21 protein-coding genes and 1 pseudogene are annotated in these 21,539 nt (G+C 64.0%); 14 read left to right on the plus strand and 8 right to left on the minus strand.

The genetic code is table 11. The annotated features are described in order from the left end of the window. The first annotated feature begins 19 nt into the window (after positions 1-19). Positions 20-1,174: a serine/threonine-protein kinase gene (locus tag AC5Y2L_RS21210; protein WP_499931956.1), complete on the plus strand. Its 1,155-nt coding sequence runs from the start codon at positions 20-22 to the stop codon at positions 1,172-1,174. A 10-nt stretch (positions 1,175-1,184) separates the two neighbouring features. On the opposite strand, the gene AC5Y2L_RS21215 is transcribed toward AC5Y2L_RS21210, so the two are convergent. Beyond that, positions 1,185-2,432, minus strand: a complete 1,248-nt coding sequence (locus tag AC5Y2L_RS21215; RefSeq protein WP_499931954.1) for a cytochrome P450 — start codon at positions 2,430-2,432, stop codon at positions 1,185-1,187. A gap of 87 nt (positions 2,433-2,519) precedes the next feature. On the opposite strand from AC5Y2L_RS21215, the gene AC5Y2L_RS21220 reads away from it, so the two are divergent. Beyond that, positions 2,520-2,972: a VOC family protein gene (locus tag AC5Y2L_RS21220; RefSeq protein ID WP_499931952.1), complete on the plus strand. Its 453-nt coding sequence runs from the start codon at positions 2,520-2,522 to the stop codon at positions 2,970-2,972. 580 nt (positions 2,973-3,552) lie between these two features. Here the strand turns inward: AC5Y2L_RS21220 and AC5Y2L_RS21225 are convergent. Next, positions 3,553-4,563 carry a DNA cytosine methyltransferase gene (locus AC5Y2L_RS21225; RefSeq protein WP_499931949.1) on the minus strand — a complete coding sequence of 337 codons (1,011 nt, stop codon included), beginning with the start codon at positions 4,561-4,563 and terminating at the stop codon, positions 3,553-3,555. Between the two features lie 180 nt (positions 4,564-4,743). Then, positions 4,744-5,778: a hypothetical protein gene (locus AC5Y2L_RS21230; RefSeq protein ID WP_499932441.1), complete on the minus strand. Its 1,035-nt coding sequence runs from the start codon at positions 5,776-5,778 to the stop codon at positions 4,744-4,746. Between AC5Y2L_RS21230 and AC5Y2L_RS21235 the strand changes: the two genes are divergently transcribed. The 4 genes from AC5Y2L_RS21235 to AC5Y2L_RS21250 all read left to right on the plus strand — a co-directional run bounded on the left by AC5Y2L_RS21235 (position 5,777) and on the right by AC5Y2L_RS21250 (position 9,919). Beyond that, positions 5,777-6,271, plus strand: a complete 495-nt coding sequence (locus tag AC5Y2L_RS21235; RefSeq protein WP_499944589.1) for a very short patch repair endonuclease — start codon at positions 5,777-5,779, stop codon at positions 6,269-6,271. The genes AC5Y2L_RS21230 and AC5Y2L_RS21235 overlap by 2 nt on opposite strands. 243 nt (positions 6,272-6,514) lie before the next feature. Further along, entirely contained in the window at positions 6,515-8,926 is a 2,412-nt protein-coding gene (locus AC5Y2L_RS21240) for an AAA family ATPase (RefSeq protein WP_499931946.1), read from the plus strand. After that, positions 8,923-9,273: a hypothetical protein gene (locus AC5Y2L_RS21245; RefSeq protein WP_499931943.1), complete on the plus strand. Its 351-nt coding sequence runs from the start codon at positions 8,923-8,925 to the stop codon at positions 9,271-9,273. The genes AC5Y2L_RS21240 and AC5Y2L_RS21245 overlap by 4 nt, the downstream gene beginning before the upstream one ends. A gap of 43 nt (positions 9,274-9,316) precedes the next feature. Further along, entirely contained in the window at positions 9,317-9,919 is a 603-nt protein-coding gene (locus AC5Y2L_RS21250; RefSeq protein WP_499931940.1) for an HD domain-containing protein, read from the plus strand. A 76-nt stretch (positions 9,920-9,995) separates the two neighbouring features. Here AC5Y2L_RS21250 and AC5Y2L_RS21255 read toward each other — a convergent pair. Beyond that, positions 9,996-10,242, minus strand: a pseudogene (locus AC5Y2L_RS21255) (serine/threonine-protein kinase); the annotation flags it as partial. A gap of 61 nt (positions 10,243-10,303) precedes the next feature. Beyond that, on the minus strand, positions 10,304-11,263 hold the full coding sequence (locus tag AC5Y2L_RS21260; RefSeq protein ID WP_499931937.1) for a DNA-processing protein DprA: 960 nt from the start codon (positions 11,261-11,263) through the stop codon (positions 10,304-10,306). Positions 11,264-11,424: 161 nt separating this feature from the next. Here AC5Y2L_RS21260 and AC5Y2L_RS21265 point away from each other — a divergent pair, with 161 nt between their 5' ends. The 3 genes from AC5Y2L_RS21265 to AC5Y2L_RS21275 all read left to right on the plus strand — a co-directional run bounded on the left by AC5Y2L_RS21265 (position 11,425) and on the right by AC5Y2L_RS21275 (position 14,773). Next, positions 11,425-12,909, plus strand: a complete 1,485-nt coding sequence (locus AC5Y2L_RS21265) for an MFS transporter (RefSeq protein WP_499931935.1) — start codon at positions 11,425-11,427, stop codon at positions 12,907-12,909. Positions 12,910-13,067: 158 nt separating this feature from the next. Continuing rightward, positions 13,068-14,141, plus strand: coding sequence for an oxygenase MpaB family protein (locus AC5Y2L_RS21270; RefSeq protein ID WP_499931932.1), 1,074 nt, complete (start codon positions 13,068-13,070; stop codon positions 14,139-14,141). Then, the gene (locus AC5Y2L_RS21275; RefSeq protein ID WP_499931930.1) at positions 14,138-14,773 is read left to right on the plus strand and encodes a TetR/AcrR family transcriptional regulator; all 636 of its coding nucleotides are present in this window, start codon (positions 14,138-14,140) and stop codon (positions 14,771-14,773) included. The genes AC5Y2L_RS21270 and AC5Y2L_RS21275 overlap by 4 nt, the downstream gene beginning before the upstream one ends. On the opposite strand, the gene AC5Y2L_RS21280 is transcribed toward AC5Y2L_RS21275, so the two are convergent. Further along, entirely contained in the window at positions 14,770-15,939 is a 1,170-nt protein-coding gene (locus AC5Y2L_RS21280) for an acyl-CoA dehydrogenase family protein (protein WP_499931927.1), read from the minus strand. The genes AC5Y2L_RS21275 and AC5Y2L_RS21280 overlap by 4 nt on opposite strands. A 149-nt stretch (positions 15,940-16,088) precedes the next feature. Here AC5Y2L_RS21280 and AC5Y2L_RS21285 point away from each other — a divergent pair, with 149 nt between their 5' ends. From AC5Y2L_RS21285 to AC5Y2L_RS21300, 4 genes are all read left to right on the plus strand, one after another. Then, positions 16,089-16,436, plus strand: coding sequence for a hypothetical protein (locus AC5Y2L_RS21285; protein WP_499931925.1), 348 nt, complete (start codon positions 16,089-16,091; stop codon positions 16,434-16,436). 69 nt (positions 16,437-16,505) lie between these two features. Further along, on the plus strand, positions 16,506-17,261 hold the full coding sequence (locus AC5Y2L_RS21290) for an Rv3717 family N-acetylmuramoyl-L-alanine amidase (RefSeq protein ID WP_499932411.1): 756 nt from the start codon (positions 16,506-16,508) through the stop codon (positions 17,259-17,261). A gap of 168 nt (positions 17,262-17,429) precedes the next feature. Continuing rightward, positions 17,430-18,320: a serine hydrolase gene (locus AC5Y2L_RS21295; protein WP_499931922.1), complete on the plus strand. Its 891-nt coding sequence runs from the start codon at positions 17,430-17,432 to the stop codon at positions 18,318-18,320. A 123-nt stretch (positions 18,321-18,443) separates the two neighbouring features. Beyond that, a complete protein-coding gene (locus AC5Y2L_RS21300) occupies positions 18,444-19,922 on the plus strand; it encodes a serine/threonine-protein kinase (RefSeq protein ID WP_499932409.1) in 1,479 nt (492 codons plus the stop codon). 9 nt (positions 19,923-19,931) lie between these two features. On the opposite strand, the gene AC5Y2L_RS21305 is transcribed toward AC5Y2L_RS21300, so the two are convergent. After that, positions 19,932-20,261: a DUF202 domain-containing protein gene (locus AC5Y2L_RS21305; protein ID WP_499931920.1), complete on the minus strand. Its 330-nt coding sequence runs from the start codon at positions 20,259-20,261 to the stop codon at positions 19,932-19,934. Next, positions 20,258-20,614: a YidH family protein gene (locus AC5Y2L_RS21310; RefSeq protein WP_499931918.1), complete on the minus strand. Its 357-nt coding sequence runs from the start codon at positions 20,612-20,614 to the stop codon at positions 20,258-20,260. The genes AC5Y2L_RS21305 and AC5Y2L_RS21310 overlap by 4 nt, the downstream gene beginning before the upstream one ends. Before the next feature lie 163 nt (positions 20,615-20,777). Here AC5Y2L_RS21310 and AC5Y2L_RS21315 point away from each other — a divergent pair, with 163 nt between their 5' ends. Further along, the gene (locus tag AC5Y2L_RS21315) at positions 20,778-21,512 is read left to right on the plus strand and encodes a haloacid dehalogenase type II (protein WP_499932407.1); all 735 of its coding nucleotides are present in this window, start codon (positions 20,778-20,780) and stop codon (positions 21,510-21,512) included. Positions 21,513-21,539 lie beyond the last annotated feature (27 nt).

Below are 21,539 nucleotides of genomic sequence, written 5' to 3' on the forward strand. Positions count from 1 at the left end.
CGGCCGGGACGTTAACGGAGTGCTGATCCCGCCGGGCGGGGTCATTGGCGCGGGGCGCTACGAACTGCGCGGCCTGCTCGGGCGCGGCGGGATGGCCGAGGTGCGCGACGGGTGGGACCTGAAACTGAGCCGGTCCGTCGCGGTCAAGCTGCTCTATCCCGAGGCAGACGCCCGCCCCGACGCCCGACGGCGGTTTGAAGCGGAGGCGCGGGCGGCCGCGCAGCTCGTCGGTCCCCACGTCGTGGTGGTCCACGACGTCGGCGAGCATCACGGGACGCCGTTCATTGTCATGGAGCGACTACCGGGAGTGTCGCTGGCCGATCACATCGCGCGTGGGCCGCTACCGGTCGCGTTCGTCCAAGCCGTCCTCGACGGTGTCCTGGACGCCCTGGCCGAGGCACACAACCTCGGCATCCTGCACCGCGACATCAAGCCGGGCAACATCTTGTTCACCGCGACGGGCGAACCCAAACTAGCCGACTTCGGCATCGCCAAAACCTCTGAAACCGCGTACACGAGAACCGGTGAAATTGTCGGCACCATGGCCTATCTGAGTCCCGAGCGGCTGAGTTCCAAGCCGGCGACGGTGGCCGACGACCTCTATGCCGTCGCGGTGGTGGGTTACGAGGCGCTCGCCGGGAGGCGGCCGTTCCCGCAGAAGGAGCTGGTGCCGCTGGCACACGCGATCCTGCACGATTCGCCGCCGCCGCTGGCTTCGGTGCGCCCCGACGTGCCGGAAGCCCTGGTTAGCGCGATCGAGCGGGCCATGGCGCGCGAGCCGGCACACCGGTTCGACGACGCCAACGCGATGCGCGCCGCGCTCGTCAGCGCCAGCCCCGTCCCGACTCCGGTCCGTCCCGCCACCCGGGTCATGGAGGCGCCGCCGCCCGCGGTGATGACCTATGTGCCCACGAGAGAGCTCCCAGGCGGAACCCGTCGCCGACGCGCACTGTTGGCCGCCGCGGCAATCGCCGCATTCCTGCTGGCGGTGATTTTGCTCGTGGTTGACCGGCCGTTTTCCGCGCCGCCGCCGACGCCGGCCGACACCACGACACCATTGGCGTCGACGACTACCACCGTCACCACGACACCGAGCAGCATTGTGCTGCAACCGAACCCACCGGCCCACCCGGGGCCGGGCAAAAAACACAAGGGCGGACCAGGCGGCGATTGAGCGCAGTCGTCTAGCCGCACTTGGCTGCGAAGGTTATCGGTAGCGTGCCCAGGCCGGTCATGCTCGGGTTGCCCAGGTATTGGTGGACGTTTTGGACGTCGACTTGGTAGTCGGGGATGCGGTCGAGCACCGCCTTGACCATGGTTTCGGACATTGAGCGCGCGAGGTGAGATCCGATGCAGCGATGCGGCCCGAGCCCAAAGGCGAGGTGGCGGTTGGGATTTCGGTCGAGAATGATCTCGTCGGGTTTTTCGAACTCGTTCTCGTCGTGGTTGGCGGCCAGCCAGCTGATGACGACTTTGTCGTTGCGTCTGAGGCGTTGGCCGTTGATTTCGACGTCTTTGGTGACCGTGCGGCTCAGCGTTTGATTGACCGAGAAGTAGCGCAGGAATTCGTCGGTGGCGGTGCGGTACAGCTCGGGTTTTTCGATGAGTTGTTGTCTAAGGCCCGGGTGGGTTCCAAGGTGCAGCAAGGTCAGTGCGGTCTGGGATGTCGTGGTGTCGACGCCGCCGCCGATGAGATTCCAAACGATGTTCAGCAGTTGTTCGTCGGTAAGGCGGTGACCATCGAATTCCCATTGGAGCAGGAAGCTGGCCAGGTCGTCTTTCGGGTTGGCTTTCCTGCTGGCCGCGAAGTCGAGTACGCCATGCATCATTTTCGGGACTTGCGCGATGGCTTCGATGTATTCGGGGCTGTCTTGGGGGACGGCCATCACGGAGTGGAAGAGGTTGGCGTAGAGCTGCCAGTCGTCGTAGGGCAGACCCATCAACTTCATGGTCACGATGGCCGGGACCGGGCTGGCGTAGTCGAGGACGAGGTCCATTTGTCCGGTTTCGATTTTCTGGTCGAGGAATTCGTGGGCCAGTTGTTCCATGAATGGCTTTAGCTTTTGGACGGCGCCGGGGGAGAAGAACGGAGCCAGGGCGTGTCTGAGGGCCAGGTGGTAGGGGCCGTCGATCTCGCCGATGCCCAGGGCCGGTTGGCCTTCGGGGCGGGGAACTCCCATCTCGCCCTGGTAGTCAATTCCGTCGTCGGCACTGGGTTCGTATTTGTGGGCGAACGTGTCGCCGTCTCTAGCGGCTTGGCTCACGGCGTCGTAGCTGGTGAGGAACCAGAAGCCGCCGTAGTTCTCGTTCCATGCGACGGGGCATTTCTGGCGGAGGTCGGTGTTGATGGCGAGTTCGTTGAGGTTGTATTCGTCGGAGTGGTGGTCGAAGTTGACTATCGCGTCTGGGCTGACATCGGGACGGGTTGTCATCCGAAGGTCCTCCACCGCGACGAGAGCTTCGCTATTTGAACTATCTTTGCATTATTACGCTCGTGGGTTCTGTCGAGAAAGGGCGCGATGGGCAGTCACCGGACGACCTTCAACCATGTCGGACTGTGCGTCTCCGATCGGGAGCGGTCGCGGCGGTTCTATGAGGGCCTGCTTGGGTTTCAGTTCTGGTGGGAGCTCGATCCGCCCGACGGGCCTACCGCCAAGCTGGTGCAGCTTCCCGAGCCGCTCGGGGTACACGCGACCTACCTGGTGCGCGACGGCCTTGTGCTCGAGCTTATGGACTACTCGAAGCGTCAGGTCCATGCCGGGTCGGAACGCGTCATGGATCAGATTGGGCTGACGCACATTTCGTTCTCGGTGTCCGATCTCGGCGGTGTGTTGGGGAAGGTCGAGAAGTTCGGGGGAGCGGTGGTCGACGAGACGGTGACGGAGGCGATGGCGATGATTCGGGACCCGGATGGGCAGTTGCTGGAATTGCTGTCGGATGGATGGCTGGCGGTGTTGCCGCCGCGGCCTTAGTGCGGTTGCATGCTCGTTGTTCAATGCAGGAGGAAGTCGTGTCCGATTACAGCGGAGTGTCGATCAGGCCTGCGCGGCAGGAGCTCCAACGCGCCAGCGAGGACGCCGGCTACATCCTGGAATGGTCGGAGCCGGTTGGGGCACTCGAGGTCGCGGCCGCGGCCGCCGACCTTCAAGACATGTACCGTGGCGACGGGCTGGGCAGGCCGGACCGGCAACGCTCACCAAGTTGTCCTGTGAGACCCGTGGGCAGAAGCGCACCTTGCTCGATGCGCTGGGTCGACTCAAATTGACCCCAACCACATCAGCAAGGTCCGACGTCAAGCGCCTCGTGCCCGTTGCGGCGTGAATGGAGTACCGCGGTGCCTAGGCCTTGTCGGAAGCAGCCGCAATCCATCCACCGGCGCCTGAGGCTGTCTGACTGACTGAATGCGGACGCACGGGCTGTGGTCGGTGGCCGATGACGCTGCGGTAATCGCGCGCTATGGACCGCATGGGATAGCCACCGGTATTGCTGCAAAGCGCAGCGGTGGCGACAGCGGGTGTTCACGCCATGAGCTGGTGCACGACGTCGACCGTGTTACCTGGCCAGGGAAAGCGCGAGCTGTTCGGGGGCCTCGATCGCGTCGAGATCAACTACATCGCCGCGGAGCAACTTGACAACATGCTTGGCTATCGCCTCCGCCAGCAGCACCGGCACGGCGTTACCGACCTGTCTCCCTTGTGCCGTCTTGCTGCCCTTGAAAATCCAATCATCTGGAAACGATTGAAGCCGGGCGGCCTCCCGGACCGTCAACTGCCGGGGGAGGGTGGGATGAATCGGGGGATGGAAGCCTGCGAGGTGGTTACCGCGAGGCCCGTAGCCTCCGCCCGCCCGAATCGTTGTCGAGGGCTTTGTCCCATCCAGTCTGGCGCGTCCGTAATTCGGATCGGATTCCCCTGGCGCGAGTTTGTCCCAGCGCTCGACGACATGAGGCGCATGTCGATTGGGCACGTGGTTGATCGACTCATCATCGCCCCGCGCCTCGAGGTCGGAGATGGCATCCCACACGGTCACATGCTCGCGGACCGTACGTGGAGGCAGCGAGGGAGTCCCGTCTAGCAGCCCGATCACGATGAGCCGTTGTCGTATTTGCGGGACTCCGTAATCTGCTGCATTCAAGACCCCAACCGCGAACTGGTAACCGAGCGAGTGCAGCGCCTTCTGGATGCCGGCCAAGTGATCACGATTTTTTCTGCTCTTCAGACCCGAAACGTTCTCCAGCACTAGTGCCGTCGGCTCTACCGCCTCGACGATCCGAAAGTATTCGCGCCAAAGGAAATTGCGAGGATCGTCGGGGTTGCCCTTGCCCGCATTGCTGAAACCCTGGCAGGGCGGGCCTCCAATCACCAAGGTAGCCTTAGACTTTGGCTGAAACTTCCGAATGTCACCCTCGAAGACATCCCACTGAGAGCGGTTGTGTCGGAGAGTTTTGCAAGACTCGGGGTCATTATCCACGCATACGTCGACTTCGCAGCCGGCACGCTCGAACCCTAGGTCTAAGCCGCCCCCGCCGCTGAACAGCGAGACGACTGTGAGGCTGTTGCTCATGCCCATCCTTTCTGTCGGTGTTGACTCGAAGCTATCGAGCCGTACCGACAAATCTCGAACATGCGTTCGCATTCAGTACCGGGCGCCGTCGATGCGCTAACGCTAGGCGAACCGTGTCGCCTGGAGGGCGCCAGACACGCCGGCGGTTTCTAAAATCGCTATAACCTGCGAGGATGCAGGTTATAGCCTGGATCGGATTGCGGCCTCGTAAGCCCCAGCCGCGGGAAGATTCTCGGGTGTGATGAAGGCCAGCGACAGATCACTCGTCGACACCGTTAGCGGGTCGAGGCGTTTGAGGGGAACTGGAACTCCCTCAACGATGGGCTGCGAGAAGTCGTAGTCGTAGCGAACAAACGTCAGGCTTCCTGGCTGCTTCGGAAGGCGGCGCAGACGATTCTGGCCACCCAGTCGGACCATCACTCGTCGATAGACGGGCTCAGGTGTCACGAAATACAGACCGCTGGTGCACAATCTCTCCGCTTGAAGCATCAGACCCTTGACGATGAGTTGAGGCAAAATCCGTTTGTTTACGTTCTCCCAGTTGAGGCCCACGCTAGACTGCACGATCTGTCGCCCTTCCTTGAGGCCTGCCATGCTCGCCCTTGTGTCGCTCGTCGTGTCGATCGCCTGGACCTCCACCGGCGCTAGTCTCACCAGCTCGCCGCCAGCGTCTACGACTAGCAACGTGAAGTCGACTTTGTAAGCTCCAGCGCCCGGGACGGCTGGCGGCAAACTGATCTCCCCGCCCCAAGGTCTTGCTCCGAAAACCCCAACCTGGCTTTTTCCCGCCGCTGCAGCTGCCCTTCTAGCCTGAGTCGCGGACAATAGCGTGGGCAGGCCATCGGACTCTCGCTCCACATCGAGATCGGCGAACGCATCCTGCGCGATCCATCGGAGGAAGCTGTGCCCATCGCCGTACAGCCGCTTTGGGCATACCGGAACGTGTTCCTGGGACGCCTGAGGAAGGATCGAGCAGACTCCTGACTTCCCGGCTTTAGTGCAATCGCTGTCGAGGAACGGGCAGTATTTATCGACAGCAGCTTTCGCTGCCACAGCAGATTTATCTTCTGCTCGGAAGCCGAACCATTCGTATATCGTGCCGGCCATGGCCAGGAAGGCTACCGATGCGGTCAAAGCTCGTCCAAAACGACACCACGCAGAGGCCGGAAAAATCTCCATGTCCTGGGCATCGAGCCCGGCAACTCGGGCAAGCATGCTTGGAAACCGCAGCCGCGACACGGGACCGGAACTCGAGCTGCGGTCTCTACTGCACCGGCGCGGCCTGCGGTACAGGGTGAATTACCGCCCGCTTTCTAGCCTGCGCAACACCGTCGACGTCGTATTCACGAAGGCGAAGGTCGCGGTGTTCGTAGACGGGTGCTTTTGGCACGGTTGTCCCCACCACCACATTGCATCGAAGTCACACACCGATTACTGGGGCCCGAAGATCGCTCGTAATCGCGAGCGCGACGAGGAGTTCAGACGTCGGCTGGTAGACGCGGGGTGGAAAGTTGTACACGCCTGGGAGCACGACGACCCAGCGGCCATCGCCGACTGTGTTGAACGAATTGTCCGGACAGACGAAGACCCTTCGACCCCTGAGCGGTGCGGAGCCCTCATCGCGGTTACTTCGTCGGACCGCACAATGCCCGGACCCGTTGCTCGACGAAGGTCGACGCGGTCAGGTGGTCGACGTATGCGCCCATAGTGCGCTCATCAATCACCACTTTGCCGCTTCAGCGGTTCCGATGAATCGCGATCGCGATCTCGACCGCCCGCAGGATTTCGCCCTCGCGGGTCTCACCGACGTTGATCGGCGATAGAAATCGTCGTCAGCGCCGACGGCTCGGTGGTAGTGCTGCCAGCTGCGGCCGTCTCCTAAGAGCTGTTGCGCCGCGGTCGACGCAACGAACCCCACCCCGTTGTCGCGCCCACGTAGTTCAATCAAGACATGGACGAATCAGCGAAGCTGGCGCCGGACACAGCCGAAGGGTCCGTACACGACGTGATTCTCGAGATGCTCGAGGAAGATCCTAACGTCGACGACACCGTCAAGAACACCGTTCTGGATGCCCTCGCCGAGGTGCTCGGACACCACCAAGGGAACGACCAAAGCGACACGCCGGCAACCTTTCTGACATCAATCTCCGTAGCGGGATTCCGTGGCGTCGGTCGACAGGCCCGCCTTGACCTGTACCCGGCTCCGGGGCTCATGGTGGTCAGCGGGCGCAACGGCTCCGGGAAATCAAGCTTCGCCGAAGCACTCGAGTTGGCACTGACGGGTACCAGCTACCGCTGGCTGAAGAAGGAACCGCTATGGGCCGATTCGTGGCAGAACTTGCATCACCACGATCCGTGCGCCATCCGGATCAACTTCACCGCCGAAGGCGTCGGCCCATTCAAGATCGGCGTGGACTGGGAACCAAGTGCATCGCTGCCGGAGCGCTCCACCTGGACGCAAACTGGTACTGAAAAGCGCGTAAATGGCATAGATGGACTCGGCTGGGCTCGTCCCCTCGAACTGTGGCGCCCGATGCTCTCGTACGACGAACTTGGTCGCCTTTTCGACGGCGGCCCCTCCGCGCTGTATGACGCGCTGGCGAAGCTCCTCGGGCTCGAGTTACTTAACGACGCCGAGAAATGGCTTGGCGCCCACCTCAAGTCCACCAAACAGGTCCGCGAGCAGGCCGACGGCGAACGCCGACGGCTGCAGGTGGCACTAGCGGATTCCACCGATGAACGAGCTGCACGCGCGTCCGCATTGCTGGGCAAACGTAAGGCCGTACTTGCCGACGTGCTGGCACTTGCCACCGGAGCCGATGACGCGGCCCTGCAAGTTGCCCCCAGACTGCGGGCGCTGGCCCAACTCAGCACCCCAACGCTCGACGAAATCGAATCGGTTGCAACGAGGCTGCGCTCGGCAGCTCAAGCGATGGCTACAGCCACCACCAGCGTTGTGGACATCACCCGCCAACGCGTGGACTTGCTGCACGCCGCGCTGGCCTTCCACGACCACGCCGGGGACACCGATTGCCCGGTGTGCGGCCAGGGCGTGCTCGACGGTGACTGGGCCACGCGCGCCCGCGAAGCCGTCTCTGACAGCGAGACGGCACTGGCTGAGCATCGGACTGCGACAAGAGAACTCGCCCAGGCCCGGGACGCCGCCGCCAACTTGTTGCGACGACTGCGCGCCGCGGAGGAAGTTACTGGCGTTGACTTGCCAGCGCTCGAGAGCTACAAGGCCGCCGTGATCGCCGCGCACGATAGACCGGACGGTGACGTCGAATTGGCCGCCCATCTGGAATCCGCGCTTGTGGCGGTCGCCGAAGCAGCCGAGGAGCTGCGAATTGAGGCCGGCGAGGCCCTCGACCGGCGGGAAAGTGGATGGGCACGATTGGCCGCGCAGCTGGGCGCCTGGGTGCGACTAGAAGAGCAGGCCCGCGCACTCGACGACACCGTCAAGACCATGACCGCGGCCAAGAAGTGGATGACCGACCACGGCGGCGCCTTCCGCAATCTTCGCCTCAAACCCGTTGCGGCACAGGCACGCACGATCTGGGCGGAGCTACGTCAGGAAAGCAACGTCGACCTCGGCGAGATCACTTTGCAGGGCACCGCGACTCGGCGGCGCGCGATCCTGGAGGGGTCGGTGGACGGCCAGCCCGCAAAAGCGCTGTCGGTGATGAGTCAGGGGGAGTTGCACGCACTGGCGCTTGCGCTGTTCCTGCCGCGGGCTACCGCCGCCGATAGCCCGTTTCGCTTCGTTGTGCTTGACGATCCGATCCAAGCCATGGATCCGGCCAAGATCGACGGATTCGTGCAGGTGCTCACCGAGATCGCGCAGACCCATCAGGTGATCGTGTTCTCTCACGACGACCGACTGGCCTCCGTCATCCGCGAAACCGGCGTCGACGCCAGGCTGGTCGAAGTCGTCCGCGAGAGCGAGTCCAAGGTCACGGTGCGCGACAATGTCAACCCGGCACTACGTCAGGTCAGTGACGTCTTTGCCCTCATCAAAGACGAGCGCCTGCCCGAAGACATCAAGGGCCGAGTACTGCCTGGTTTGTTCCGGATAGCGTTGGAATCTGCTGCGCGACAAGCGTATTACACCCGCCAGGCGCTCGCGGGACGGCCGCGTGCAGAGTCAGAGGCTGCGTGGTCGGCCGCGAAGAAAACAATGCCACGCCTCGCGCTGGCGGTGCTCGGCGACCCCGCCGCGGACCTGACCGGCTGGCTTGACCGCAAGCCCGAGCGACGACGAACCACGCGGGTCTGTAACGCCGTGCACAACGCCGCCGACGTATCGCTGGAGCAGGCCCGCGAACTAGAACGCACTGTCGAGGAAGTATTAGCGATGCGATGAGCGCAGTCCAGCTTCTCGGTCAAGCGCAGCAGATCCTAACGACCCGTCGCACGGAGGGGTTGTCGTCACGCATGGCGGCTTTTGTTGCCCGTCAAGCCCTCGAAGAGATCATCGAGCTGCGGTGCGCCGCACTGAAGGCGCCGGCACCGGGGGCGACCATGCGCAGCAAGTTGTTGGTGCTCAGCGCGCTCGACGATCCTGAGGCCGCATACGCCGCCACGGTGGCGTGGAATCGGCTCAGCAACGCCTGCCATCTGCACGCCTACGAGATGCAGCCGTCCGTCGCGGAGGTCGAGCATCTTTGCGCGATGGTTGCGCGGCTGCTTCCGGCGTCATGTTCGATTTAGTAGAAGCTGGCAACGCGGAAGCCGATCAAACGGAAGGGCAAAGATGAACACTCCGGCCACATCGCCGCGCCTCACACGTGACTTCCTCGACGCCGTCGACTATGCGATGGAGAAGCACGGGACGCAGACACGCAAAGGCAACAACGAGATCCCTTACCTGGGACATCTTCTATCGGTGGCCGGATTAGTCATCGATGCCGGCGGAACCGAGAAGCAGGCGATCGCGGCGTTACTCCACGATGCCGCCGAGGACCAAGGCGGTGAAGAAACGTTGGCCGAGATCCGCGACAAGTTCGGCGGCGATGTGGCAGACATCGTTCGAGAATGCAGCGACACCGTGGAGACGCCGAAGCCGCGGTGGCGCGATCGGAAGCAAAAGTACATCGACCATCTACCCGAGGCATCCGATGACGCCCTGTTGGTCTCGCTGGCCGACAAGTTGCACAACGCGCGCGCAATCCTCCGCGATTTCCGGGACGTCGGCGATGAGTTGTGGAACCGCTTCAACGAAAAAGACCCACGGCTACACGTGTGGTACTACCGTGCCCTGCTCGACGTCTACAAGAACCGCGGATGCCATAAGGGGATGGTCACCGAACTTCAAGAGGCGATCGACGCACTGGAAGAAGCGATCGGGCATCGCTGACCGGGACCTGAGAAGGATTGCCCTGAAAGGAAATCGGCTCGCCCGCGCGGTCCTATCGATCGAGTACGACAGCGACTCAGTTATATGCCGTACTTCCCTCAACCGGATGCGTCGTGCTGATGATCTTGGCGATGCAGTGATCCCGATCGAACCCTTGTCGCGGCACCACGCCAGCGCACCCGGTGAGTTCGGAAAAGTAATGCCCGCCACGGTAACCCAGAAGTCTCCCGCCGAGAACTCGACCATTCGCCTGACCGCAAGAGCCGGGCCGACTAGCGCTGTCGCAGCTGATGTTCCTGCAGTGCGATGGCGTTGCCCCACACTTCAGTGAATCCGCGGCCGCAGTTCGCCCTCGAAGCCAATCCGCGGATCTGAGCGTTCGTCTCAAAAACCAAGCGTGAGTTGCTGCCCGTGGGCGCCCCGTTCAACGGGCAGCGGATCTTCATCCTCGCTCAGAAGCCGCTCGAGGTCTTTGACATCGGTCAGTTCCTCGGCTCCGTGCTTGATAAGCGGACCGTTGCCCGCGCCGGCCCCGGCTCCGTTCCACGCAGCGACGCGGCCGAAGTGATTTTTCAGCGCTTCGGTGGCGCCGGCCCACGTTCCACCGGTATCGAGGTCGGTGGCAACCACTATCGTGCAGCGGCACAGGCCATAAATTATCTTGTTGCGTCCCATCGCATTTCCCACCGAGAACGGTGGATTAGGCGCGTATGGAGTTGTGAGGCAGATCTGCCCCTCGACGACACCTCGACGGATTTGGGGACGTCCGACGATTCGCTCGAGGGAATCCGCGAGCACCCCAACGGCGTGTCCACCGATCTCTAGCGCACTGTTCATTGCGGATTGATCGACTCCGCGCGCGGCGCCCGACACCACGGGAAAGCCCAATCTAGCTGCGGTGCATGCGATCTCGGCGGCAATCTCTGAGCCTTCGCGTGCGACGTTGCGCGAGCCGACCACCCCGACGCCGTCGGTTGCCAAAAGGTTCGTATCGCCGGCGCCGTGCAGAACGACCGGTGCGTTGTCGCCCAGCCGACGCCGCAGACGCTCCGGATAGCCCTCGTCGAAGCAGGTGAGGGTCCACGTTCCCGAGTGGCTCAGCCTCTCGAGTGCGATCGCCAGGCCGGCGCCGCGATCGATGAGTGAGGCGATACGCTCGCTGTCGTCATTACCGACAGCCAATTCCGCCCCAATCTCGCCAGCTGACATGCCTAGCAGTGAGGATGGCTCGACACGTCGGCGCAATGCCCAGAACTCTCGGGCAGATAAAGGCTTGGCAGTGGATTCCACCAGGCGACTGGTCAGCGCCAATGCGGCTAGCGCTTGTTCGTCCAGCATCGTCATCCCTTGGTCTTACCTACCGCGAAACGGTAGACCGTCCCCGTCGGTCACCTGAAGCGCAAACCCATGGTCATGCCCAGATACTGCCAACAGGCACCGACATTTGTTGGACTGACCGGCGAGCGTAGGTGCAATCCATCGCCGCAACGGGTAGGGAAGTAGCCATGAGCGAAAGCGTGCAGACCGGAACCATCAGGACGCAGATTCCCGCCCGGCTGGACCGGCTGCCGTGGTCGCGGTTCCACTGGCGCGTCGTCGTCGGCCTAGGCGGGGTATGGATCCTCGACGGGCTCGAGGTCACCATGGTGGGCAACGTGTCGGCGCGCCTCATCGAAAAGGGCAGTGGCATAGCGCTCGACGCCGCGGACATCGGCATGGCGGCGGCGATCTACATCACCGGAGCGTGCTTGGGAGCGTTGTTCTTCGGCCACCTCACCGACCGCTTCGGACGACGCAATCTCTTCGTGCTGACCCTCGTGCTGTACCTGACCGCCACCGTGGCCACCGCATTCGCTTTCGCCCCTTGGTATTTCTTCGTCACACGGTTCTTCACCGGCGCCGGCATCGGGGGCGAATACGCCGCCATCAACTCGGCCATCGACGAGCTGATCCCAGCGCGGGTGCGTGGTCGCGTGGACCTGATCATCAACGGCACCTACTGGCTGGGATCGGCCCTGGGAGCGGCCGGCGCACTTGTCCTGCTGGACACGTCCAACTTCCCGGCAGACATCGGATGGCGGCTCGCCTTCGGCATCGGCGCGATCTTCGGAATCTTCGTCCTGGTGGTTCGGCGTAACGTTCCGGAAAGCCCGCGATGGTTGTTCATTCACGGGCGCAACGACGAAGCCGAACAAGTGGTCGGCGACATCGAAGCCGAAGTCGAGCAACAGACCGGAGAGCCGCTGCCCGAACCGGACGCAAAGCCGCTGAAAGTCAGGCAGCGCGAAACGATTTCGTTCGTCGAGATTGCCCGGGTGGCGTTCAAGCTTTACCCGCGGCGCGCGGTGCTGGGGCTGGCGCTGTTCATCGGGCAGGCGTTCCTTTACAACGGTGTGACCTTCAATCTGGGCACCTTGTTGACTGGCTTCTACCCCGTGAAATCCGGAATGGTGCCGGTGTTCTTCATCGTGTGGGCGCTGAGCAATTTCCTCGGCCCGCTGGTACTCGGCCGGCTGATGGACACCGTGGGCCGCAAAACGATGATCTCGTTGTCCTATCTGGGTTCGGCGGTACTCACCGTCGTCCTTGCCGTGGTGTTCGGCACCCAGATCGGCGGCGTCTGGCTATTCATGGCCGTACTCGTCGCGACGTTCTTCTTGGCCTCGACGGGCGCCAGCGCAGCCTACTTGACCGTCAGCGAAATCTTCCCCATGGAAACCCGGGCGCTGGCGATTGCGTTTTTCTACGCCGTGGGGACGGCGATCGGCGGGATCACCGGCCCGTTGTTGTTCGGCGAGCTGATCCAGGCCGGTCAAAACTCGCATCAGCTCGGCCCGGTGGTGTGGTCGTTCCTGATCGGTGCTGGCGTGATGGCGATCGGCGGCCTGGTGGAGATCTGGCTCGGCGTCGCGGCCGAGCAACGTCCCCTGGAAGAACTGGCGCTGCCCCTGACCGTGGCCGACGCCGAGAACGAGGACGACCCGAGCTAACGCCATGTGGCCGCGTCGAACGTGGGGGATATGTACGAAAAGCCGATCCCTTTTTGTCCACAGCACCCACGTGCGGCGACCGAGACAAGTCGCTTGACAGTCTGTTATCCTACACGTTGTCGGAAATTCCTACACCGTGTCGGAAAAAGGGGCGTGCAATGGCCGGGATCCGCGAATTGATGTCATTACCGCAGGTCGAGCCGGCCGAAGACTACGGCTTCTTCGGCCCCGACTCGATGACCTGGAAGGTGTGGAGCTACCCGACCTCGTTGACCGTCGGCTTCCAGCGCTCGGTGGTGATCGAAGAACTCGACCCCGCGCTGGTCGCCGCGGTCGACAAGACCCACGAAATCTACAAGCGCCCCCGCACCCGCTACGACCGCACGCTGCGCTACTTCTCGATGGTGGCCTTCGGCGACAGCGCGTCCACCGTCAAGGCCGCCGATGTGCTGGTGAAAATCCACTCGAAAGCCGTCGGCACCGACGAGGTGACCGGTATCCGCTACGACGCCAACGACCCGGCGTCGCAGCTGTGGATCCACCTGACGGCGTGGCATTCCCTCCTGGTCGCCTACGAGAAGTACGGGCCCGGCAAGCTCTCGCCCGAGCAGGAGCAGCAGTACTGGGCCGAGTGCGCGCTGGCCGCGGAGCTGCAAACCTGCGATCCGGCCGATGTGCCGACGACACGTGAAGGCATCCGGCAGTACTTCGACGAGATGCGGCCGCAGTTGCTGGGTTCCGACATCGCCAAGAAGGCGATGAACCATCTGCTGCGCGCGGAGGTCATGCTGCCGCCGATGCCGCCACTGATGCGACCCGCTGCCCTGCTGATTGCCGCATTCCTGCGCCGCGGGACGCTGGCCACGATGCCGAAGTGGATGCGCCAGATATCCGGTCTGCCAGTCAATCCCGTGCTCGACGCGGCAGTGGTTCCGGTGTTGCGGGTTGCCTTCAAGACGATCAGCATGAGCACGCGATTTCAGTTGATGCTGCTGCAGCTGTTGTCTCCCACCACCGTTGCGGTCGCCGCGCCCGTGCTATGCGAGGTTCCGGCGCAGAATCCGGTGACCACCACCCCGCGTGAGGCGCAGACCCGGCTCGGTTTCGACGCTCCCGCGTTGGCGCACAAGCAGTTTCGTGACCGCCAAAAGGCTCGGGTGTTCAACGAGGGACTCATGCCCAGCGAAGAGGGCATCATCGAGTCCCAGCCGATCCTCGGTTCTGTGGTGTGACTCCGCGCAGCACGCCCCAGGACCGCCCACGGGCCGAACATCTCGGTCCGGAGCGTCGCCGACCCCAGGTGCTGGATGCAGCGCTGGAACTGGCTGCGGCCGAAGGGATTTCCGCGGTCACCATGGGTGCCATCTCGGCGCGCATGGGGGTGAGCCGGCCCGTCGTCTACGACTGCTATAGCGGTCGGGGTGACGTACTGCGCGCCCTGCTCGACCGGGAGACTGACGTGGCGCTCAACGCGCTGTTGTCGATCCTGCCGCCGTTGAAGACGACGTCGGTGGAGCAGATGTTTGTCGACGGGTTCCGGTCACTGCTCGACGACGTCAAACGGCGTCCCGCGTCGTGGCGCATCATCTTCGCCAACGACCCCGAACCGATTCTGGCCGAGGCGATCTCGCGGGGCCGCCGACGCATCAGCCAGCAGGTCGCCACGGTGATGTGGCCGCTGTTCGAACGTTGGCAGGTCGACGACATCGACCGGGTCGCTCCGGTGCTCACCGAGATATTCGTCGGGATGTGCGAAACTGCGGCGCGAATGATGCTCGAACAACCGGACGCGTGGTCGCCGGATGCTCTCGCCGACATTGTCGGGCGCGCTGCCTATCGCGCGTTGCGGGCCCGCGCCGGCTAGATCATCGCGATCGGCGAGATCTTCGCACGGATCGCCAGCGCGCCGGCCAGCTCGCAACTCATGTCGTAGTCGAACACCACATGGCCGGCGGCGATGTCCACGTCTCGCTTGAAGCGCTGCATGGGATTTGACAGGAACTGGGCACTGGCGCCGGAGGCCTCGAGCAGATCGGCGATGACCAATCGGGATTCGCGTACGGTATGGGCTGCGGCCAGTCGTGCGTCCGCGCGCACCGCCCGGGTGACGCGGGTGCCGTCGGTAACGAGTTGTTCTATGCCGTCGGCTGTTTCGGCGATGAGTGCGCGTAGCGCGCGCAGCCGCACTTGGGCGTTCGCCAGCCTGATCTGGGCGGCCGGCTGATCCTTTTGCGCCACACCGCTGTACGCCAGCTCGCGGCCGGCCAGCTGTTCGGCGAAGAGTTCGGCCACGCGTTCGGCTGCTCCGAGCACCGGCATCGACGCCACCAGGGCGAGCGCGGGAACCGTCGGCCATCGGTAGGTGGGCACGTTGTGCTCGCGCGCGCCGGGCGACGTGCCGCCATAGATGTCGGCGACGGCGACGATGCGGTGCTCCGGCACGAACACATCGGTTACCACGACATCGTGGGAACCGGTGCCGCGCATGCCGGCGGTGTGCCAGACGTCGTCGACCTCGACCTGGTCGGCGGGCACCACCACGAGCGACGGATCAATCCGGTCCGTCCGTTCGATGAGCGCGCCGACGATCACCCAGTCGGCGTCCATTGCACCGGTGGCCCACGACCACCGACCGGTCAGGCGCACACCGCCGTCGGCCGGAGTGCCGCGCCCGGTCGGGGCCAGGGGAGCGGGCGCCAACACCGGTCCGGAGACGAACACCTCCTCCTGGAGCTGCGGGTCGAACAGCGACAGCATCCAGTTGTGCAGGGCGTAAAAGCCCAGCGTCCACGCGCTCGATGGGCATCCGTGCGCCATTCGCCGAATCGGTTGCAGCAGTTCGGGAAACGACGCTTGGATGCCGCCAAACCGGGCCGGGAGCAGCAGCCGGAACATATCCGTTTGCCTGAACTCGTCGATGGTGGCGGCGGGCAGCCGGCGCAGACGTTCGGCCTCCTCGGCGCGCTCTTCTAGCCGTGCCACGAATTCGTCGGTGATTCCATACGTGGAGCGGCTGTCGACCACGGACATGCCGGTTACCCTAACATACTTTTTAGTATGCAAAGCGAGTCATAAACGGCTGCGGGACTGCGGGTTAAGGTTCGGCGAGGGGCGGCACCTCTGTCGACACCCGAACCGCGAGCCATCCACTTGTCAGTGGGCTTGGGTAGCTTGCGGGCATGAGTGCTTCCAAGGCAAACGCGAACGGCGGGTTCGGCTCGGTGCTGGGGTTGCTGTTGCTCGTCGGCGTCATCATCAAGTTCATCTGGTGGATTCTCGGGGCAGTAGTCCTCGTCGGCCTCTTCTTGCTCGGGCGGGCTATCGCGCGCTGGCATCGCCGACGCGCGGCTGAATACGCGCAGTATGCGAATGCGCTTGCCGCCCGGGCCGACCAGCAGCACAACTGGGTATTGCAAGGTGACGACCGCGGGATCTACGGCATCGAAGGCGCAAAACTCATGCACTTTCTCTATCCGGCGCTGGACGCGGCCCAGCTGCCGATCACCCAATCCAGTCGCGGGCCATAGCGGGCCGTGTGAGGGGCGCGTCGGCGCACCGATTGTTACCATCGCGCGGTGAGCCATCCGCACGCCCGCATGCGACCGGTTACCCGACGCGACGCCCTCAGGTTCGCCGGTATCGCACCGGTCATACTGGGCGCCATGTCGATTGAGCCCCCGCGTGCGTCGGCCGGTATCGCCGGGATGGCGGTGTTCCTCGACCCGGGGCACAACGGCGTGGTCGACGCGTCTATAAACCGCCAGGTTCCCAACGGCCGAGGCGGGACGAAGCAGTGCAACACGTCGGGGACGACAACCGCCAGCGGCTATCCAGAGCATGCCTTCACCTGGGACGTCGTCGGCCGAATAGCCGGAGCGCTCAACGAGCTGGGCGTACGGACGCAGCTGTCGCGGGACAACGACAGCTCGGTGGGACCGTGTGTCGATCAGCGCTCCGCGCTGGGCAACGCGATGCGCCCGGACGCGATCGTCAGCATCCACGCCGACGGCGGACCACCATCCGGGCACGGATTCCACGTGAATTACTCCAGCCCGCCGCTCAACGACGCCCAATCCGGTCCCGCGGTCCAGTTGGCGCGAACGATGCGCGACGCGTTGGCCGCTTCGGGCATGCAGCCGGCCAACTACATCGGCGCCGACGGACTATATGGACGCGCGGATCTGGCCGGCCTGAATCTGGCCGAGTACCCGGCGGTGTTGGTGGAACTGGGCAACATGCGCAACGCGGAAGACGCCGCCAAGATTGAAAGCCCGGACGGGCGGGCGCAGTACGCCGCGGCCGTCGTCAAAGGGGTAACGGCCTACCTGACTGCCAAAGCCGGAACCGGCTAGCGGAAGTCCATTGACAACAATTGCTGGCGTAACGCATCGTCAACTCACGATGTCAGCAATTCGCTGCGGCAGGCCCCGGCCATGACGGTCACCGGAAAGCCCGGTGGACGTCACAGCCGAGCCCCACAAACCCGGCCCAGCTGGCGCGGAAAACGTGTAGTTGCGATCTTGGCGACGCTGATCGTGATGGCCGCGATCGTCACGTTCACCGCGCTGTTCACTTACCACCACACGCCACGACCCGCCGCGAAGCCGTCGAACCAAACGCCGACCAAACCGCCCGCGCCGGTGGCGTCCCAACCGTCAGCTCCCGCGGCGGCCCCACCACCGCCGGCGTCCAACGATCCGTTAGCCGCAGACTTCGCCTCCTTGCAAGCCAAAGTGAACGCCAAACTGGGCGTCGTCGTCGGCGCCGTCGGGGGCGGTCAAAACATCACGACGTTGGGGGAGTGGAAAGAGGGTAAAGCCTGGTCGACGATCAAGGTGCCATTGGTCATCGCGGCGTACCGGCAGCAGGACCCTCAGCAAGTCACCGACGCGATGCGAGCGGCCATCACCGAATCTGACAACGCGGCAGCCGAAAGCGTCTGGGCGCAACTCGGCGAGCCGCAAGTCGCCGGCCAAAAAGTCGAACAGGTTTTGCGGGAAACCGGTGATCCGACCACGGTCGAGTGGAAAAGGGTGCGGCCGCCGTATACCGCTTTCGGTCAGACCGATTGGTCGCTGAGCAATCAAGTCCGGTTCCTCGCCAGCGCCGCCTGCGACAGCAAGAACGACCCGATATTCGCCTTGATGGGGCAGGTCGTCGCCAACCAGAGTTGGGGGATCGGGAACATTCCGGGCACCCAATTCAAAGGCGGATGGGGCCCGTCGCCATCCGGGAAATACCTTGTCCGCCAGATCGGTATCCTCACCACCCCGACCGGAAAGATCGCGGTCGCGATCGCCGCAGAGCCGGCATCGGGGCAATTCGACGACGGCACCAAGGCTCTCGGTGAGGTCGCTAACTGGCTGACCAAACACCTTGGGTCACTGCCCGCCGGGAAGTGCAGTGAGTGACATGAATACCACTGCACCGCATACCTCATATTGCCCGTGCGGGAGGAGGTGACCGTGGCCAATTCGCGAGTCGGTACGACATTCGGCAAGTACAAGATCGTCGGCGTCGTCGGCAAAGGCGGAATGGGCGAAGTCTACGAGGCATACGACAACGAGATCGGCAGAACCGTCGCGCTGAAGATCATCAAAAGCCAGTACGCAGACGACCGCAGATACCGCTTGCGATTCGAGCGTGAGTCGCACGCCGCCGCCAAACTCCAAGAACCGCACGTGATCCCGATTCACGGCGTCGGCGAGATCGACGGCTGCCTGTTCATCGACATGCGCCTGGTCCGCGGCACCGACTTGCAGACCATCCTCCAAGAGCAACCCCTCGATCCCGAGCGAGCCGTTGCGATTGTGAGTCAAATCGCCGCGGCGCTGGACGCGGCGCACGCCGACGGGCTGATCCATCGCGACGTCAAGCCGCAGAACATCCTTGTCACGCCAGCCGATTTCGCGTATCTGGTGGATTTCGGGATCGCCGAAGTGATCGGCGATACCCGTCTGACGCAGGCCGGCGCCCGGATCGGATCCTGGGCCTACATGGCACCTGAGCGATTCGCCGACCAGCCGCTGACACCGGCCGTCGACATCTATTCACTGGCGTGCGTGTTGTACGAATGCCTCACGGGTGCAATGCCGTTCGCAACCAGTAGCCAGCAGGCCGTCATCGCGGCGCACCTGACCGCGCCGCCGCCTCGACCGAGCGTCACCCACCCGGGCGTCCCGCCGGGCTTCGACGAGGTCATTGCCCGCGGCATGGCGAAAGAACCCGACGACCGCTACGGTAGCGCGGGCGCGTTGGCGCGTGCGGCGACTCGGGCATTGCGGAGCGCCGGCACTCAACCGATCATGCCGCAGACCGCGCCGACCCAGTGGGCGGCCAGGCCGTCGCCCCAGCCGAGGCCGTCGCCGCAGCCCAGAACCCCTGCACCGCAATACTTCCCGCCACCAGACTCCTCGCCGACCGAGGTTGCGCCGGCCTACAGCGACAGTCGCAGCGGATCGCGGTGGGTGGTTCCGACGGTCATCGCGGTCGCGGTGGTGCTGGTGCTCGGAGCGGTTGGCGTCATCATCGGTCTGCTGGCAAAGCTGAATTCCTCGCCGACCCCGACCGCGGAGGCGACAAGCTCGAGCAAATACGCCACGGCGACCTCGAGTGAAACTGCAGCTCCGACGACATCGACCGGGTCGCTTCCGAGCGGCAACATACCTCCGCCGTTTGTGACCGGACCGGACGCGAGCCCAGACCACAAGACGTGCGACGTGGTTCAGCTGCCGGACCGGACCGGATTTGGGACGCGCGCCGGCCGCGGCTCAGCGCGAACATCCTGCGTCTTCGCGAACTCCGTGCTCACCGCGTACTGGAGCACATACGGCAATGCCAGCCTGGCGATGCGAACCGTATCGGCGGCGGGAGCCGTCGCATGTAACGGCCTCGCGGGTGTCAGTTGCGACCCGGTTAACCCGCGGAACTTCGTCATGCAATGCGCGGGCGACGGGTCCAATCCCTGGATCAAATGCACGGGCGGACAAGACGCGGTCGTCTACCTGTGGTAGCTCGCGCGACTAGAGCAAGTGGGCGATCGCGGTGACCACGATCAGAACCACCGCGCCCACGCCGATGATGTACACCTGTCGGCGCGGCGTGATTCGTTGTGGGAGTGGCTGTTTCGCCAGAGTCCGCTCTCGCTGCAACGCGATCACGTAGGCGGATAGCGCCACGAGGGCTGCCAGAACCGTTGGGATCTGGGCGAGCAGCCCCTCGGAATTGTGCACGTTCTTGACCGCCAACAATGCGCCGTTGACCAGAAAGGCGAACGACGTGCGCGTCCAGGCAAGCCTGGTCCGTTCAGCCTGCGACCCGGGACCCGGCGTGCCCGCACGCGGCCGACTCAACCCATGACCGCCTTCGCGATCACCAATCCCGTTGCGACGAGCCCGAGCACGATAAGACCCACAGCGAGAAAGCCCGGGGTGGGGTGCCGCGGCAGTGGCTCGCCGCGGCGCATGGCGTGGTCGGCCTGTCGCCAGCGCACCAATCCCGTTCCGCTGGTGACAATGGCCAGCACAGCAAGTCCTATGCCGAGCACGCGGCGCGCGCCGGGCACGGTCAGCTCCGGAACGAGCTGCACCAGCGCAACGGCCGCCGCGAGCAAGCCCAGCGAGGTGCGTTGCCACGCGAGGAACGTTCGCTCGTTGGCCAGGGTGAACCGGTAGTCGGGCTCGGTCTCAGTGTCGTCGTCGGCCACGAAAGCACCTCGCAGTCCAGGGATGGTCACGCCGAGTGTAGCCAGCGTCGGTGAACGTACACCGCTGCTCACACTGGTCGCCTTCGTCACGCGACAGTTGGCTGGGCGCGCGGCGGTTGTCGCTTCGAGGCGGGCAAATTGACACAGTCAGCCGCGCCCGGAACTGACGGTCACCGCTAGAGTGGCGCAAGTGGTTTCAGGGCACGAACTAAAGGCCTTGTTGTTTGACGTGCAAGGTACTGCCACGGATTTTCATTCGACGGTGTGCGCCGAAGCAGAGCGGATCAGCGCAGGGCGGTATTCAGACGTCGATTGGGCCGGACTGGTCCGGCGTTGGCGTGCAGCGTATTTCGTGGCCTCAGAAACCGCCGGCCACAAATGGGTTCCGGTGCACTCGATCTATCGCAACGCGCTCGATGCCGTGCTGCGAGAGTACGGCATCACCGGCCTATCGGATGACGAGCGAGAAGAGCTCACGTTCGCGTGGCAGCGACTGAAGCCGTGGCCCGATGTGGTCCCCGGACTGACTCGGCTGAAGTCGAGGTACACGCTGGCAACCCTGTCGAACGCCGATGTTGCGGCGGTGGTCAACATCTCCAAGCGCGCTGGCTTGCCGTGGGACGCCGTTTTCGCCGCCGAAATGGCCGGCGTGTTCAAGCCGCATCCCGCCATATATCGGATGGCGGCAACCTACCTCGGACTGAAACCGGCCGAGATCATGATGGTGGCGAGTCACAAGTACGACATCCGCGCCGCGGCCCGCCTCGGCTTCCAAACGGCCTTCGTGACAAGACCGCTGGAATTCGGTGCTGACGGCGTTGCGGACGTCGACTACTCCGACGAGTTCGACGTCAACGCCTCGGACTTCCTGGACCTCGCCGATCAGCTCGGGTGCTAAGCGCGCAGAAGGACGCCGAGCAGACGC

Source organism: Mycobacterium sp. NGS66, assembly GCF_059812225.1.